The following is a 13,380-nucleotide window of genomic DNA, read 5'->3' as shown; positions in this document are numbered from 1 at the left end:
TTACGGCTAGAATAAAGGATAAGTGCATATCCTTTGCAATGAAAAGTACAGAGTGCGTATTTCGAGCGTACTTAATTTATTTTTTGAATTCTACCATCAATAGTTGGTTGAATTGGCTCTTTTACTTGTTTTACATAATCAACTAGTGCTTCAAAGTCATTTGGACCAGTCTCTGCATTTTTACCATTTTTAAATGATACGAATCCATCACCACCAGAAGCTAAGAAAGCATTTGCAACTACGCTATACGTTTTAGATGGAGATAATTCTTCTCCATTTGTTAAGCGTATATTCGTAACCTTTTCACCGTTTGGTTTGCTTGCATCCCAAGTATATTGAATACCTGAAATTTGCAGCATTCTCGTTGTTCCTTTTTGCCATTGTTGATTTAAAATATCACGAATATCTTGACCTGTTAAATCTGCTTTAATCAACTGATTTCCAAAAGGTTGAATGCCGTACAATTCGCCCCATGTAATATCACCAGCGTCTAAGTCATTACGAATCCCACCAGGATTCATAAGTGCGATTTGAGTTTGCATCGTTTGGCGCTGTGCATCGGCAACTAAATTTCCAAGTGTAGATTCACCAGCATCGTTTTGTTTACGGTCAATAGGTGCTGTAGATTTTCCGACTACTTCATTTACAAGAGGTGCGATTTTTTCTTTATATTGATCTAACTTTTGTTTTACTTGTTTATCAGGTTCGACACCTTCATGGTATGTTGTAACAACTTCAGCTTTTTTCTTTACGATATCTTTTGTTTTACGGTCAATTGTTACATCTACGTCTGAGAAAGCCATCCCGTAAGAGTTCGCTTGTACGATAAGTTTATTATTAACAGTACCATTTACATACGTATGACTATGCCCACCGAAAATAACATCAACTTCTGGATCAGCTTCATTTGCAATTCGGTTAAGGTCGCCATTTGTTATACCAGACTCATCTGTCGTTCCGCCAACATGTGCAAGGACGACGATGGATTTAACACCGAGACGCTTTAATTGTTGCGTTGATTTATTAATCGCTTCCACTTCGTCAGTGATCTGTACATTTTTAAGCATAGTAGGCATAACGACATTTGGTGTATCAGTTGTAACGACACCGATGAATCCTACAGGAACACCATCTACCATTTTTACAGTAAATGGTGGTAAGAATAAGCGACCAGTTGATTTGTTATAGAAGTTTGCAGCGACATAAGGGAAGTTTGCTCCTTTGAAATTCCCTGTTTTTTCGTGGTAACCACCGTAAATGAGTCGTTTCATTTCATCGATGCCTTCATCAAATTCATGGTTTCCGATTGTACCTACATCAAATTTTAAGTCATTTAAAAATTCAATCGTTGGTTCGTCTTGTAACAATGCTGAAACTGGTGGACTAGCTCCGACAATATCGCCAGCATGTACGAGAAGTGTATTAGGGTTTTGTTTTTTACGTTCTTTTAAATAAGTGGCTAAGTAATCAGCGCCACCGGCTTCTTTATTATTAATTTTTTTAACAGTATCTAGTTGTCCATGGAAATCATTAATGCCAAGCATTTGTACGTCTATGTAACGGTTTTGTTCGGCTGGAGTCTGAGATGGGGGAGCGGCGAATACACTTGAAAAAGTAATGGTGCTTAAAACTGCGACAGCGGGAATAATTTTTTTCCACATAATTCATTTCTCCTTTTTTTATAATCTGACATCATACGACATAATTTTAATAGATTCATAGGATTATATCTATATAAAAATTTAGTTTTTTAAAAAAATTAACAAATTTACAAATAATGAATAATAGAGTAATGAACCTTTTTTATTGTCGATTTCAGCATGTATCCTCTATAATGGAGAAAAAAGTAAAAGGTGAGCGGTATGAAGAAAAAGAAACAAAGGCAAGTGCAAAGACAATCTTAAATGAACCAACCGAAGAAAGAATCACTTACATTAGGTGATCAATTAAATGATTCACTTATGCAGCAATTAAAGAATAAGAAGAAAGAGTTGCAAGTGAGAGAAGAGAAAAAAGAGGCAGCAGAACTAGAAAGAAAGCGTCAAGAGCAAAAAGAACGTGAAAAGAATAAATCATTTGAAGAACTGTTAAGTGAAAGTAATCTTACTTGGAAAGACTTTAAATAATAACGAAAATGATCAGTGTATATCGCTGGTCATTTTTTTGACGAGCTTGTAAGAAAAGGGGAGTTAAAATGAGAAAAATTGTAGTCGTACCATATGAAAATCATTGGATTGAAAAATTTCAAATGGAAGCTGAAAGATTGAAGTCTGTGCTGCCAGAAACAGTGGAGATTCATCATATTGGCAGTACATCAGTGCCAGGACTAGCAGCTAAACCTATTATCGATATGATTATGGAGGTAGAAAGTATCGATCGTGTAGATCGTTGGAATGAAAGATTTAAAGAGCTTGGTTACATCGTAAAAGGAGAAAATGGTATTTCAAGACGCCGTTATTTTATTCATGGAACGGAGGAAAAACGCTCGTATCACTTACACGTGTTTGAAAAAGGAAATCCTGAGATAGTAAGGCATTTAGCGTTTCGTGATTATATGATGGCGCATTGTGAAGAAGCAAAGGCGTATGCAGTTTTAAAGAGAGAACTAGCCGAAAAATATACATATGATGGCACGTTATATACGGAAGGGAAAAACGAGTTTGTACGTAATATTGATGAAAAAGCAAAAGAATGGAGAAAAGGAAACGTAAATAATTGAGTTCGTATTTTTAGTGTATAAAATTATTATGTCAACTATACGTATATTTTGACTTTTTGGATGAATCTTGTTGAAATAAAGTAGTGGTTTATAAAATGTAACAATGAAAGGGAGAACGACTGTGCATATTCCAACAACTACACTTCATAATGGCGTGAAAATGCCGATGATTGGTCTAGGCGTCTATAAAGCGAAAGAAGGCGACGAAGTAAAGCAAGCAGTAAAAACAGCGTTAGAAGTTGGATACCGTTCGATTGATACAGCAGCTGTATATGAAAATGAAAGCGGTGTCGGTGAGGCAGTTCGTGAATCAGGAATTTCGAGAGAAGACATATTTATTACAACAAAAGTTTGGAACGACGATCAAGGATACGAGGAGACACTCGAAGCATTTGAAAACAGCTTAAAGAAATTACAGATGGACTATGTAGATTTATATTTAATCCACTGGCCAATTAGAGGGAAGTATATTGAAACGTACCGAGCTTTAGAAAAATTGTATGAAGAAGGTAAAGTACGCGCGATTGGTGTTTCTAATTTTCATAAACATCATTTAGAACTGTTATTACCAAATTGTAAAGTGAAGCCTATGGTAAACCAAGTGGAACTTCACCCGATGTTAACACAATTTGAATTGCGTAATTTCTGTGAAGGTGAGCAAATTCAAATGGAAGCGTGGAGTCCGTTAATGAGGGGCGGCGAAGTATTCGAGCACCCAATTATTCAGGGGATTGCTAACAAATATGAAAAAACACCCGCACAAGTTATATTACGATGGGATATTCAAAGTGGGATAGTAACGATTCCTAAATCTGTGACACCATCTCGTATTCAGGAGAATTTTACTATCTTTGATTTCTCATTAACTGAAGAAGAGATGAATCAAATTAATACGTTAAATCGCAATTTACATGTAGGAACGAATCCGGACAAATATGATACGTTATAAAAAAGACTGCCTCCTAATGTTTAATGTTGGGGGCAGTCATCTGTTTTTATCAGTAAATCGATATTTTAACGGTGCAAGGCATATGAATCATGCTTAACGATTTTTTGAAGTTGTATATATTCTTCTTTTGTTACAGGTAACTGTTGGCAAGCGTGTACATTTATCTGTAATTGTTGAATAGAGCTTGCACCAGGTATAACAGCTGCAACAGTTTCGTTATGTAAGCAATAGTGAATAGCTGTTCCTGTTAAAGATTTTTCTCCGATAACTTCTTTTACACTCCCGAGTGCAGTGTTTAATTCATCGTAAGAATAAGAGAGATAGTCCTTTTCTTTTACTCTTTCTATCTTTCTTGCATTGTTGTCAGTTAAAATTCCTTTCGCAAGTGGTCCGCGGGCAATGACACTAATTTGGTGTTCATTAAGAAGTGGGAACCATTCTTCTGGACGACGATTTAAAAGGCTATATTCCATTAGTACACTAACGATATTTGAGCGTTTTGCATACTCACGGATGACATTTGGACGTATAGAAGAAATACCGTAATGGCGAATAATACCTTCTTTTTTCAATTCTTCAAAAGCTTCAATAGTTTCATCTATCGGATCTTCCAGCGTTCCGCCATGAAGTTGATAAAGGTCAATATAATCAGTTTGAAGTCTACGTAAACTTTCTTTTACTTCGGCTTTTATGTAGGCTTTAGAAGGGTCCCAAGCCCAGCCGTTTTTTTCTTCTGTCCATCGATTTCCAACCTTTGTTGTAAGAACAATTTGGTCTCGTTTTCCCTTCAATGCTTTTCCAACAAATTCTTCGTTTAATCCATAATCATATAAATCCGCTGTGTCAAAAAAATTGATTCCTAAATCGATTGCTTCATCGATAATGCGCATAGCTTCTGTTTCAGATGTGCCGAGAGACATACAGCCAAGTCCCATTTCTGTCACAAATAAATCTGAGTTTCCTAATTGACGTTTTTTCATAAGTCAACCTCCTTTCCTTTATTGTACGAAAGGGAAAAGAGGTTGACAAACGTTTACTTTTTATTCGCTGTAATCCACTCTTGTACGGTTGTATACTCTTTGCCATATTGTTTTAGTTTATGGCGAATTTGCCATGCTTTGCCGACTAACGTGATGCGATTTGGTAAAATATAAACTTTCATTTCTATCACGCTCCTTTCAATGTGGTAAAATGTATGAAGAAAGAATAGGAAATAGAACAGGGAGATGAAATAGTATGAGTAATCTTGCAGAGAGAACGGTAAAAACTGAGCCGATTTTTGATGGTAGAGTTATAAAAGTTCGTGTTGATGATGTAGTATTACCAAATGGAGAAATGAGTAAACGTGAAATCGTAAATCACCCTGGTGCAGTTGCTATTATTGCTATTACTGATGAGGGGAAAATTGTGCTTGTTGAGCAGTACCGTAAAGCGCTTGAGAAGGCGATTATTGAAATTCCTGCTGGGAAATTAGAACCTGGGGAAAAGCCAGAGGTGACAGCAGTTCGTGAATTAGAAGAAGAAACAGGATATGTATGTGAAAATATGGAGCTCATTACTTCTTTCTATACATCTCCAGGATTTGCAGATGAAATTTTATATGTATATAAAGCGACAGGTTTGACAAAAAAAGAAAATAAAGCAGCTTTAGATGAAGATGAGTTTGTGGAATTAATGGAAGTATCATTAGAAGAAGCGATTGATCTTATGAAAGACCTTCGTATCCATGATGCGAAGACGATGTTCGCTGTGCAATATTTACAATTACAAAAATAAAACACTCGCCAAAGGCGAGTGTTTTTTAATTGATTTTTGCATATACACGTGCATCACGTAAGCTACCATCTGGCGCAAGGAAATCATTTTCCATTGTACCTTCTAGAATAAATTCTAAACGTTCTGCTAAGTTACATGCATTGGCATTTGTTGCATCAGTACGAATTTCAATCCTTCTAGCACCTAGCTTATCAAAGGCAAATTGAATGGCACCTTTAACAGCTTCAGTCATATAGCCTTGTTTTGTATAAGCACTATGGAGCCAAAAATGAAGTGAAAACTTTGGAATATCCCAGTTTTCAGGCTTGAGCGTAATAGCTCCGATGAATGTACCGGATACTTTATCGTATAAGTGAAAATCAAGTGTTTCACGAAGTAAAAACTGCCCGTGAGCGTTACGAACGATTTCTTCAGCACTCTCTTCTGTTTCAGCGTCAATTGGCATCCATGGTACTAAGTCTTCTAGAGAAGCTTGGATTGCTTCATATACTTCTGCACCATCACCTGGAAACGGCTTGCGAACTTGTAAGCGTTCAGTTTGAAATAATGTTGGAAAATCTAATAATAATGGTTTCAAGAGAAATCCCTCCTATTCTCTACTTTTTAGTTTAGCAAAGTAGAGCGGAATTTCAATGTTAATTCGTCATACTTTTTTTCTTTCTTTCATACATTTTTAGTAAGAGTGTGAACGGAGGGAAGAAAAATGTGGCGAAAAACTTGGCAAAACCGCGTAATGTCTCACATACAGGAAAACTCTTCATTATATATATTTAATGCTGTTTTATTATTGATGGGAGTAATATTTGGAGCTATTCTTGTGAATAGTTTACAAATGAATCAAAAGCAAGATTTATCATTTTATTTACAACGTTTTTTTGGACAAGTTTCTAAAGGAGAATTTGCTATTGCAGGCGAAATGTTTCGAGAAAGTTACTTTTCGCAATTAAAATATATCGGCTTTATTTGGATTTTAGGGATTTCAATTATTGGGTTGCCCCTCATTTTTATTTTATTATTTGTAAAAGGAGTAGTTGTTGGATTTACAGTAGGTTTTTTAGTAAGTCAGCACGGATGGAATGGATTATTATTAGCATTTGTATCTGTATTGCCGCAAAATTTAATTATCATTCCAGTCTTTCTCGTTATGACAACAATTGCTGCAAGCTTTTCCTTACGTATGATTAGGCATCAGTTTATTAGGAAAATAACCGAGCCACTATTACCATTATTAATTCGTTATACATGCTTCTTTCTAGTGATCGGAGTGGTGTTAGCTCTTGCTTCTAGCGTTGAAGCATATGCATCACCAGTTTTAATGAAAGAAGTTGTTGAGGCTATTAACAAAAAATAAATATTTTTTGAGAATAATTATCAATTTGTTTTTATTGTTTTTCTTTTGACAGAAGCCCTTCTTCTGATATAATGGTGTAAGAGTGGCGAGGAGGGAGTAGTACCGAATGGAAGAAAGAATTGAACGAATTAAGAAGCAATTACATGCAGCGAGCTATAAATTAACACCGCAACGTGAAGCAACAGTTCGTGTGCTGCTAGAAAATGAAGAAGATCATTTAAGCGCAGAAGATGTTTACCTCCTTGTAAAAGAAAAGTCGCCAGAGATCGGATTAGCAACCGTCTATCGAACTTTAGAGTTATTATCTGAGTTAAAAGTTGTCGATAAGATTAACTTCGGAGACGGTGTTTCACGCTATGACTTACGCCAAGAAGGTGCGCAGCGTTTCCACCATCATTTGATTTGTACACAATGTGGTGCTGTACAAGAAATACAAGAAGATTTACTTGGTGAAGTGGAAAGGAAAGTAGAACGAGATTGGAGCTTTAAGGTGAAAGATCATCGTTTAACATTCCATGGGATTTGTAAAAACTGTCAAGAAAATGAAACGGATGAAAAATAACCTTTTCCTATTTATCTAGGAAGAGGTTTTTTATTTGAATAAGGTATAAATTGGTGAAAGCTTGGCATATGTTGTAATAACTTATATTTTGGAGGAATTTACAATGCGCCGAGCTTTAAAATTAACTTTTGATGGAATAAAAGTATTTTTATTATTTACAAGTTGTACGATTTTGTTTTATTTCGCTATACTATGGATAAATGAAGAATACGAAAGCTATCATCGTTATGAAAAGCCAAAAGAAGAGACTGTAGAAAAAGTATCAGGGAATGAAGAACCGGCAAAGGATGCTTTCGTAAATAGAATGATGTTTTTCTATGAAAATGGGGAGTAGTGTAGATTGGAAGATCAATTAAAAGATTTTATTCATTATATGATTGTCGAAAAGGGATTAGCGAAAAATACAGTAGTATCTTATGAACGTGATTTAAAAAGCTATGTAAAGTATTTGCAAAATGTAGAACAGATGAAAACCTTTCATGAAGTGACACGTTTGCATATTGTTAACTTTTTGCAGTATTTAAAAGAAAACGGAAAATCTTCGAAAACATTAGCACGTCATATTGCATCAATTCGTTCATTTCACCAATTTTTACTTCGTGAAAGAGCGGTAGAGCACGACCCATCAGTACATATCGAAACGCCGCAAGGAGAACGAAAGTTACCAAAAGTATTATCAATCGATGAAGTAGAGGCGTTACTGCAGACACCAAAAATGACAAGTGCTTTTGGGATTCGTGATAAGGCAATGCTAGAGTTATTGTATGCAACAGGACTTCGTGTTTCAGAATTAATTGCTTTAAATTTAGAAGATGTACATTTAACGATGGGATTTGTTCGCTGCATTGGGAAAGGGAATAAAGAAAGAATTATTCCATTAGGAAGTTTAGCGACAGAAGCGATTCAAAAGTACATTGAAAAAGGAAGAAGAGAATTGATGGGTAAAAAAGTAGTAGATGCACTATTTTTAAACCATCACGGTAATCGATTATCAAGGCAAGGTTTTTGGAAAATATTAAAACGATTAGCGAAAGAAGCGAATATTGAAAAAGAACTTACACCTCATACGTTACGTCATTCTTTTGCTACGCATTTATTAGAAAATGGGGCAGATTTACGTGCGGTACAAGAAATGCTTGGACATGCAGATATTTCAACGACGCAAATTTATACGCACGTTTCAAAAGCTAGATTAAAAGATGTATATAAACAGTTTCATCCGAGAGCATAGTTACTATGCTCTTTTTTCATAGATTAAGAAGAGTAAGCCGTTTCACAGAAACTTCACAAACATTTCGTATATTGTTTTCAGCAGAAGACTGGAATATTACAATGTATTTCCTCTATACTAAATAAAGTGAAACTTTAATCAGTGGGGTTTTTGTTCATTCCCACTGATTATTAGTTGAACCAATCGGGCTTTTACGGGCAGTTGATCTACCACTTAACTTCTTTGCTTCAGCGGAATTTTGAGGTGGGAGTCTTACTGCCCGTTAATGCGGGATAAAGTATAAAGGAGGAAATGATGATGAAAAAACTGATTATAACTTTATTTATCGCGATGCTAGCGTTGGCTGGCTGTAATACAAACAAAGAAGAACCGAAAAAAGAACAGAAACTTGAAGCTGTAAAAGTAGCAGTCCAAACAAATCCGAAAGAAATTAAACCAGGTGAAAAAACAGAAGTACAAGCACTTGTTACACAAGGAAAAGAAAAAGTAACAGATGCTGATGACGTAAAGTTTGAAATTTGGAAAACTGGTGACGAAAAACACGAGATGTTAAATGGTAAGCATAAAGGAAAAGGTGTTTATGCAGTAGAGAAAACATTCGAAACGGATGGCGTATATCATATTATCGCTCATACAAATGCACGTGAAATGCATGTAATGCCAGAAGTAAAAGTCGCTGTAGGAAACGCAAAAGTAGAAGATGCGAAAAAAGAAGAGGCACATGGTGATCATAAAAGTGACACAATGATTCATCTTATGGCTGGTGACATAAAAGCAAATGCTGAATCAACGATGAAAGTTCATTTAAAGCAAAAAGAAGAAGCGTTAACTGGTGCTGAAGTGCAACTTGAGATTTGGAAAGATGGCGTTGAAAAGCACGAATTTATTCCAGCAAAAGAAGGGAATAAAGGAGAGTATGAAAGTAAACATACTTTCAAAGAAAACGGTGCTTACAAAGTGAAAGTACATGTAAGAAAAGGCGAACTGCATGAACATAAAGAAGAAACAGTAGAAGTAAAATAAAAAGCAGCTCTTTAGAGCTGCTTTTTATTTTTATATGAAGAAATAAATCATAAAATAATTAGCACTTCTTCGCCGAATGGATTACAATAGAAGTGTGAATAAAATAAGAAATTCTACGAAAATGTATTAAAAAGAAAGCGTAAACATGTTATGATATCAATATCAGATGTCTGACATCTGACTTAGAAAAAACTAGAAATGTTTTTGAGTCGTTTCAAGTAAAACGAAATAGGTTAGAGAATGATTTAAAGAAGTACTGTTTGACAATGAGAAGGAAAGAGAATTCTTATGAATAACAGTTTCACTTTATAGCGTTTTGAACATACTACAAGAAGTAGAACTGAACTTATAGGAGGTCGCAGTTATGAATAAATATAAACGTATATTCCTAGTCGTAATGGACTCTGTAGGAATCGGTGAAGCACCAGATGCTGAACAATTTGGTGATCTAGGTTCTGACACAATTGGTCACATTGCTGAACATATGAATGGATTACAAATGCCAAACATGGTGAAATTAGGTCTTGGTAACATTCGTGAAATGAAAGGTATTTCTAAAGTAGAGAAACCACTTGGATATTACACAAAGATGCAAGAAAAATCTACTGGTAAAGATACAATGACAGGACACTGGGAAATCATGGGCCTTTACATTGATACACCATTCCAAGTGTTCCCTGAAGGATTCCCGAAAGAATTACTTGATGAATTAGAAGAAAAAACAGGCCGTAAAATTATCGGTAATAAGCCAGCTTCTGGAACTGAGATTCTTGATGAACTTGGTCAAGAGCAAATGGAAACAGGCTCTTTAATTGTTTACACTTCTGCAGATAGCGTACTACAAATTGCAGCACACGAAGAAGTAGTACCACTTGATGAGTTATATGAAATTTGCAAAATTGCACGTGAATTAACACTAGATGAGAAGTACATGGTAGGTCGTGTTATCGCTCGTCCATTCGTTGGAGAACCAGGGAAATTCACACGTACACCAAATCGTCATGACTATGCATTAAAACCATTTGGTCGCACAGTAATGAATGAATTAAAAGATAGCGACTATGATGTTATTGCTATCGGTAAAATCTCTGATATTTATGATGGTGAAGGGGTAACGGAATCACTTCGTACGAAGTCTAATATGGATGGAATGGATAAGCTTGTAGATACATTAAACATGGACTTTACAGGTCTTAGCTTCTTAAACTTAGTTGACTTTGATGCATTATTTGGTCACCGCCGTGATCCACAAGGATATGGAGAAGCACTGCAAGAATATGATGCACGTCTTTCAGAAGTATTCGAAAAACTAAAAGAAGATGATTTATTATTAATTACAGCAGACCATGGTAATGATCCAGTACATCCTGGTACTGATCATACACGTGAATATGTACCGTTATTAGCATATAGCCCAAGCATGAAAGAAGGCGGACAAGAATTACCACTTCGTCAAACATTTGCTGATATTGGTGCAACTGTAGCAGAAAACTTCGGTGTGAAAATGCCAGAATACGGAACAAGCTTCTTAAACGAGCTAAAGAAATAGGGGGATAAACAAATGAATCGTGAACTTATTACAAAATCAGCTTCATACTTAAAAGAGAAATTTCAAGAAACACCACAAGTAGGACTAATCCTTGGATCTGGACTAGGCGTATTAGCAGATGAAATCGAAAATGCGGTAACAGTGCCTTACAGCGAAATTCCTGAATTCCCAGTATCAACTGTAGAAGGACATGCAGGTCAATTAGTATTCGGTACACTTCAAGGTGTAACAGTAGTAGCAATGCAAGGACGTTTCCATTTCTACGAAGGATATGACATGCAAAAAGTAACATTCCCAGTTCGTGTTATGAAAGAGTTAGGTGTAGAAACTGTTGTTGTAACGAACGCGGCTGGTGGTGTAAATACATCGTTCGAGCCAGGTGACCTTATGTTAATTTCAGATCACATTAACTTCATGGGTACGAATCCATTAATCGGACCAAATGATTCTGAAATGGGTGTACGTTTCCCTGATATGTCTACATCATATACGACAGAACTTCGCGAAATGGCGAAACAAGTTGCAGCAGACTTAAACATTAAAGTACAAGAAGGTGTATACGTTGGAATGACAGGTCCTGTATATGAAACACCTGCTGAAATTCGTATGCTTCGTACACTTGGCGGAGATGCAGTTGGTATGTCAACAGTACCTGAAGTAATTGTAGCTCGTCATGCTGGTATGAAAGTACTAGGTATTTCTTGTATTTCAAACATGGCAGCTGGTATTTTAGATCAGCCACTTCACCATGATGAAGTAATTGAAACGACAGAACGTGTTAAAGCAAACTTCTTAGCATTAGTAAAAGCTATCGTAAAACAAATGAAGGGGTGACCTCACAATGAGAATGGTGGACCTAATTGCAAAAAAACGTGATGGACAAGCATTAACGACAGAAGAAATTAACTTTATTGTTGAAGGATATACAAATGGTGATATTCCTGATTATCAAGTAAGTTCACTTGCAATGGCAATTTTCTTCCAAGATATGAATGATCAAGAACGTGCAGATTTAACGATGGCAATGGTAAATAGCGGTGATACAATTGACTTATCAGCCATTGAAGGGGTAAAAGTAGATAAGCATTCAACAGGTGGAGTTGGTGATACAACGACACTTGTATTAGGTCCATTAGTAGCTGCTTTAGGTGTACCAGTTGCGAAAATGTCTGGGCGTGGTTTAGGACATACTGGTGGCACAATTGATAAATTAGAAGCAGTTCCAGGATTCCATGTGGAAATTGAAAATGATGAATTCATGCGTCTTGTAAATGAAAATAAAATTGCTGTTATCGGTCAAAGTGGAAACTTAACACCTGCTGATAAAAAATTGTATGCACTTCGTGATGTAACGGCAACAGTAAACTCAATTCCGCTTATTGCAAGCTCGATTATGAGTAAAAAAATTGCTGCTGGTGCAGATGCAATTGTTCTTGATGTGAAAACTGGAGCAGGTGCATTTATGAAAACAGATGAAGATGCAAAACGTTTAGCAGAAGCAATGGTACGTATCGGTAATAACGTTGGCCGTAATACGATGGCTGTTATTTCTGATATGAGTCAACCACTTGGTGAGGCTATTGGTAACGCATTAGAAGTACAAGAAGCAATTGATACATTACAAGGTAAGGGACCGAAAGATTTAGAAGAGTTATGTTTAACACTTGGAAGTCAAATGGTATACCTTGCTGGGCAAGCTTCATCTTTAGAAGATGCGCGTGAAAAGTTAATTGAAGTAATGAACAACGGTAAAGCGTTAGAATCATTCAAAACGTTTTTATCAGCACAAGGCGGAGATGCATCTGTTGTTGATGATCCTTCTAAATTGCCACAAGCACAATTTAAAATTGAAGTAGAAGCGAAAGAGGACGGTTATGTATCGGAAATCGTTGCAGATGAAATCGGAACAGCAGCAATGCTTTTAGGAGCAGGACGTGCAACGAAAGAATCTGAAATTGATTTAGCAGTTGGCTTAATGCTTCGTAAAAAAGTAGGGGACAGCGTGAAAAAAGGTGACTCCCTTGTTACGATTTACGCAAACCGTGAAAATGTTGAAGATGTAAAAGCGAAAATTTATGAGAACATGAAAATCTCTAAAGAACACGTAGATGCACCAACTTTAGTACATGGAATTGTAACGAAGTAATAAAGTGAAACTTTAATCAGTGGGGGCTTTATCCCCACTGATTATTACCCTTCACTAATCGGGCGTTTACGAGC

The 13,380-nt window shown here is 36.1% G+C and carries 16 protein-coding genes; 12 read left to right on the top strand and 4 right to left on the bottom strand.

Translation table 11 applies throughout. The annotated features are described in order from the left end of the window. Positions 1 to 71: 71 nt before the first annotated feature. Positions 72 to 1,661 (bottom strand): bifunctional metallophosphatase/5'-nucleotidase, encoded by a 1,590-nt coding sequence (locus tag MHB70_RS18835; protein ID WP_000265571.1) that lies wholly within the window; start codon positions 1,659 to 1,661, stop codon positions 72 to 74. 243 nt (positions 1,662 to 1,904) lie between these two features. On the opposite strand from MHB70_RS18835, the gene MHB70_RS18830 reads away from it, so the two are divergent. The 3 genes from MHB70_RS18830 to MHB70_RS18820 all read left to right on the top strand — a co-directional run bounded on the left by MHB70_RS18830 (position 1,905) and on the right by MHB70_RS18820 (position 3,668). Then, complete coding sequence (locus tag MHB70_RS18830; RefSeq protein ID WP_080451810.1) at positions 1,905 to 2,126, top strand: YqkE family protein; 222 nt, start codon at positions 1,905 to 1,907, stop codon at positions 2,124 to 2,126. Between the two features lie 68 nt (positions 2,127 to 2,194). Then, a complete protein-coding gene (locus MHB70_RS18825) occupies positions 2,195 to 2,719 on the top strand; it encodes a GrpB family protein (RefSeq protein WP_001227193.1) in 525 nt (174 codons plus the stop codon). A 121-nt stretch (positions 2,720 to 2,840) separates the two neighbouring features. After that, positions 2,841 to 3,668 carry an aldo/keto reductase gene (locus MHB70_RS18820; RefSeq protein WP_000547987.1) on the top strand — a complete coding sequence of 276 codons (828 nt, stop codon included), beginning with the start codon at positions 2,841 to 2,843 and terminating at the stop codon, positions 3,666 to 3,668. A gap of 65 nt (positions 3,669 to 3,733) precedes the next feature. On the opposite strand, the gene MHB70_RS18815 is transcribed toward MHB70_RS18820, so the two are convergent. Next, positions 3,734 to 4,648, bottom strand: a complete 915-nt coding sequence (locus MHB70_RS18815; RefSeq protein WP_000747219.1) for an aldo/keto reductase — start codon at positions 4,646 to 4,648, stop codon at positions 3,734 to 3,736. 53 nt (positions 4,649 to 4,701) lie between these two features. Then, positions 4,702 to 4,830 (bottom strand): Z-ring formation inhibitor MciZ, encoded by a 129-nt coding sequence (mciZ, locus tag MHB70_RS18810; RefSeq protein WP_000870289.1) that lies wholly within the window; start codon positions 4,828 to 4,830, stop codon positions 4,702 to 4,704. Between the two features lie 74 nt (positions 4,831 to 4,904). Here mciZ and MHB70_RS18805 point away from each other — a divergent pair, with 74 nt between their 5' ends. After that, positions 4,905 to 5,444, top strand: coding sequence for an NUDIX domain-containing protein (locus tag MHB70_RS18805; RefSeq protein WP_000067046.1), 540 nt, complete (start codon positions 4,905 to 4,907; stop codon positions 5,442 to 5,444). A 25-nt stretch (positions 5,445 to 5,469) separates the two neighbouring features. On the opposite strand, the gene MHB70_RS18800 is transcribed toward MHB70_RS18805, so the two are convergent. Then, complete coding sequence (locus tag MHB70_RS18800; protein WP_000803486.1) at positions 5,470 to 6,021, bottom strand: GNAT family N-acetyltransferase; 552 nt, start codon at positions 6,019 to 6,021, stop codon at positions 5,470 to 5,472. A gap of 126 nt (positions 6,022 to 6,147) precedes the next feature. On the opposite strand from MHB70_RS18800, the gene spoIIM reads away from it, so the two are divergent. The 8 genes from spoIIM to MHB70_RS18760 all read left to right on the top strand — a co-directional run bounded on the left by spoIIM (position 6,148) and on the right by MHB70_RS18760 (position 13,306). Beyond that, complete coding sequence (gene spoIIM / locus MHB70_RS18795) at positions 6,148 to 6,795, top strand: stage II sporulation protein M (RefSeq protein ID WP_000269108.1); 648 nt, start codon at positions 6,148 to 6,150, stop codon at positions 6,793 to 6,795. A 106-nt stretch (positions 6,796 to 6,901) separates the two neighbouring features. Next, entirely contained in the window at positions 6,902 to 7,357 is a 456-nt protein-coding gene (gene fur, locus MHB70_RS18790) for a ferric iron uptake transcriptional regulator (RefSeq protein WP_000392657.1), read from the top strand. A 103-nt stretch (positions 7,358 to 7,460) separates the two neighbouring features. Beyond that, complete coding sequence (locus MHB70_RS18785; protein WP_001250432.1) at positions 7,461 to 7,691, top strand: YqzK family protein; 231 nt, start codon at positions 7,461 to 7,463, stop codon at positions 7,689 to 7,691. 6 nt (positions 7,692 to 7,697) lie between these two features. After that, positions 7,698 to 8,588, top strand: a complete 891-nt coding sequence (gene xerD / locus MHB70_RS18780; RefSeq protein ID WP_000390076.1) for a site-specific tyrosine recombinase XerD — start codon at positions 7,698 to 7,700, stop codon at positions 8,586 to 8,588. A 294-nt stretch (positions 8,589 to 8,882) separates the two neighbouring features. Continuing rightward, entirely contained in the window at positions 8,883 to 9,611 is a 729-nt protein-coding gene (locus MHB70_RS18775) for a FixH family protein (RefSeq protein ID WP_016109062.1), read from the top strand. Positions 9,612 to 9,975: 364 nt separating this feature from the next. Continuing rightward, complete coding sequence (gene deoB, locus MHB70_RS18770) at positions 9,976 to 11,160, top strand: phosphopentomutase (RefSeq protein ID WP_001046074.1); 1,185 nt, start codon at positions 9,976 to 9,978, stop codon at positions 11,158 to 11,160. Positions 11,161 to 11,172: 12 nt separating this feature from the next. Beyond that, the gene (locus tag MHB70_RS18765; protein WP_001078444.1) at positions 11,173 to 11,994 is read left to right on the top strand and encodes a purine-nucleoside phosphorylase; all 822 of its coding nucleotides are present in this window, start codon (positions 11,173 to 11,175) and stop codon (positions 11,992 to 11,994) included. A gap of 7 nt (positions 11,995 to 12,001) precedes the next feature. Continuing rightward, positions 12,002 to 13,306 (top strand): pyrimidine-nucleoside phosphorylase, encoded by a 1,305-nt coding sequence (locus MHB70_RS18760; protein ID WP_001243091.1) that lies wholly within the window; start codon positions 12,002 to 12,004, stop codon positions 13,304 to 13,306. Positions 13,307 to 13,380: the final 74 nt, after the last annotated feature.

The organism is Bacillus sp. FSL M7-1020 (assembly GCF_038050415.1).
GTDB lineage: Bacteria > Bacillota > Bacilli > Bacillales > Bacillaceae_G > Bacillus_A > Bacillus_A toyonensis.
The sequence above is the reverse complement of the archived record's forward strand: the minus strand, read 5'-3'. Positions and strand labels throughout refer to the sequence as shown.

Excerpts from the sequence above, each read along its gene's own strand:
- MHB70_RS18765 (WP_001078444.1), top strand. The coding sequence starts at position 11,173 with ATGAATCGTGAACTTATTACAAAATCAGCTTCATACTTAAAAGAGAAA.
- MHB70_RS18815 (WP_000747219.1), bottom strand. The coding sequence starts at position 4,648 with ATGAAAAAACGTCAATTAGGAAACTCAGATTTATTTGTGACAGAAATG.
- MHB70_RS18805 (WP_000067046.1), top strand. The coding sequence starts at position 4,905 with ATGAGTAATCTTGCAGAGAGAACGGTAAAAACTGAGCCGATTTTTGAT.
- fur (WP_000392657.1), top strand. The coding sequence starts at position 6,902 with ATGGAAGAAAGAATTGAACGAATTAAGAAGCAATTACATGCAGCGAGC.
- MHB70_RS18830 (WP_080451810.1), top strand. The coding sequence starts at position 1,905 with ATGAACCAACCGAAGAAAGAATCACTTACATTAGGTGATCAATTAAAT.
- MHB70_RS18760 (WP_001243091.1), top strand. The coding sequence starts at position 12,002 with ATGAGAATGGTGGACCTAATTGCAAAAAAACGTGATGGACAAGCATTA.
- MHB70_RS18835 (WP_000265571.1), bottom strand. The coding sequence starts at position 1,661 with ATGTGGAAAAAAATTATTCCCGCTGTCGCAGTTTTAAGCACCATTACT.
- MHB70_RS18775 (WP_016109062.1), top strand. The coding sequence starts at position 8,883 with ATGATGAAAAAACTGATTATAACTTTATTTATCGCGATGCTAGCGTTG.
- deoB (WP_001046074.1), top strand. The coding sequence starts at position 9,976 with ATGAATAAATATAAACGTATATTCCTAGTCGTAATGGACTCTGTAGGA.
- MHB70_RS18785 (WP_001250432.1), top strand. The coding sequence starts at position 7,461 with ATGCGCCGAGCTTTAAAATTAACTTTTGATGGAATAAAAGTATTTTTA.
- spoIIM (WP_000269108.1), top strand. The coding sequence starts at position 6,148 with ATGTGGCGAAAAACTTGGCAAAACCGCGTAATGTCTCACATACAGGAA.
- mciZ (WP_000870289.1), bottom strand. The coding sequence starts at position 4,830 with ATGAAAGTTTATATTTTACCAAATCGCATCACGTTAGTCGGCAAAGCA.
- MHB70_RS18825 (WP_001227193.1), top strand. The coding sequence starts at position 2,195 with ATGAGAAAAATTGTAGTCGTACCATATGAAAATCATTGGATTGAAAAA.